The 2,273-nt window shown below is 70.0% G+C and carries 1 protein-coding gene; it reads right to left on the bottom strand.

The window, feature by feature from the left end:
• Window positions 1–2,273: condensation domain-containing protein (locus K8556_RS39630; RefSeq protein WP_223745158.1), on the bottom strand; the 2,273-nt coding region annotated here is incomplete at both ends.

Here is a 2,273-nt window from a genome sequence, read left to right as displayed (position 1 = left end):
GCGTCCTCCAGCAGCCAACCCAGGCGCTCCTTCGGGTAGCTCGGATCCAACGGCACGTAGGCGCCGCCCGCCTTCAGGATGCCCAGCGTTCCCACCACGACGTCGGCCGTGCGCTCCACGCATAGGCCCACTCGCGACTCCGGGCCCACTCCCAGCTTGCGCAGCCGGTGCGCCAGTTGGTTCGCCTTCGCCTCCACCTCCCGGTACGTCAGCCGCTGCTTGCCACTCACCACCGCGACGGCATCCGGCGTGCGCCTTGCCTGCGCTTCGAAGAGGCGCGGAATCGTCGCGTCCCGGTCGTACTCCGCCTGCTGCTGGTTCCATGTCACCAGCACCTGCTGGCGCTCCGCCTCCGTCAGCATGGGCAGTCGGCCCACCGCTGCTTCCGGCTTCGCCACCACGCCTTCCAACAGCACGCGCAGGTGCTCCACCATCCGGTGCACGGTCGCGGCCTCGAACAGGTCGGTGCTGTACTCCAGCGTTCCGCTCAGGCCCTCCGCGGTCTCCACGAAGAAGAGGCTCAGGTCGAACTTCGACGTTCCTCCCGCGAACTCCACGGGCTTGAGCGTCATGCCGGGCAGCCGGGCTTCACCGACGGGCACGTTCTGGAGCGCCAGCAGCGTCTGGAACAGCGGCGTGTGGCTGCGGCTGCGCTCGGGCTGGAGCGCCTCCACCAGCTTCTCGAACGGTACTTCCTGGTGCTCCTGCGCCTCCAGGACCGTCTCGCGCACCTGCTGGAGCAGGCCCCGGAAGCTGGGGTCTCCGGACAGGTTCGTGCGCAGGACCAGCGTGTTGACGAAGAAGCCGATGAGTCCCTCCACCTCCGCGCGCGTGCGGCCCGCGATGGGTGAACCCACGCTGATGTCGTCCTGCCCCGAGTAGCGCGACATCAGCACCTGCCAGCCCGCCAGGAGCACCATGTACAGCGAGGCCCCTTCGCGCTGCGCGAGGCTCCTCAGGCACTGGGTCAACGATTGCGGCAAGAGGAAGCCCTGGGTCGCTCCCGCGTTTCCTCGCACTGCGGGACGCGGACGATCCGTGGGCAGCTCCAGCACCGGCGGCGCACCGGCGAGCTTCTGCTTCCAGTAGTCCACCTCCCGCTGGAGCGTCGCGCCCTGCAACCAGCCGCGCTGCCACGCCGCGTAGTCCGCGTACTGCACCGGCAGCTCCGGCAGCGGCGAGGGATGGCCCTGCACGAACGCCGCGTAGAGCGCGCCGACCTCCCGGACCAACACCCCGAGCGACCAGCCGTCCGACACGATGTGATGCATCGTGATGACGAGCACGTGGTCGCGCGCGTCGAGCTTCAGCAGGAGCGCGCGGAGGAGCGGCCCGTGTGCCAGTTCGAAGGGCCGCAGCACCTCCTGCTCCACGCGCTTCTGGAGCGCGGCGGCGTTCGACGTCAGGTCATCCACCGCCAGCGTGAAGGCGCTCTCGGACGTGGTCCGTTGCACCGGCTCGGGGTTGCCCGCGACGAACGTCGTGCGCAGGGACTCGTGACGGCGCACGACCTCACGGAGGGCCCGATCCAGGACCGCCACGTCCAGGTCGCCCTCCAGCCGCACCGCGACGGGTACGTTGTAGAGCGCCGTGCCCGGCTCCAGTTGATCGATGAACCACAGGCGCTGCTGCGCGAACGACAGCGGCAGCGGTGCATCCCGTGACACGGGCACGAGGGCCGGTGCCTTCGCGCGCCCGGCCTTCTCCAGCCTGCGGGCGAGGGCTTCCACCGTGGGCGCTTCGAACAGCGCACGCAGCGGCAGCTCCGCGCCCGTCTCCGCGCGGACCCGCGACACCACCTGCGTGGCCAGCAGGGAGTGCCCGCCCAGCGCGAAGAAGTCGTCCTTCACGCCCACCTGCGGCACCCGCAGCACCTCCGCCCAGATGGCCGCCAACTGAGCTTCCACTTCCGTGCGCGGCGCTTCGTAGGTACTTCCGGCCTTCTGGGCCTCCGGCTCCGGCAGGGCCTTGCGGTCCACCTTGCCGTTGGAGTTGAGCGGCAGCGACTCCAGCACCACCACCGCTCCAGGCACCATGTACTCCGGCAGCCGTTGGCGCAGGCTTGCCTTCAGGGACTCCGCTTCCAGCGTCGCGCCCGCCTTCGGCGCTACGTACGCCACGAGGCGCTTCTCCGCGCCCTCCCCCTTCGCCACCACCACGGCTTCCTTCACCGCCTCCTGCTGGCGCAGTGCGGATTCCACTTCGCCCAGCTCGATGCGGAAGCCTCGCACCTTCACCTGGAAGTCCACCCGGCCCAGGTACTCCAGCACGCC

Source organism: Corallococcus sp. AS-1-12 (genome assembly GCF_020036995.1).
GTDB lineage: Bacteria > Myxococcota > Myxococcia > Myxococcales > Myxococcaceae > Corallococcus.
Note: the sequence above shows the minus strand (reverse complement) of the source record. Positions and strands in the feature narration are given on the sequence as shown.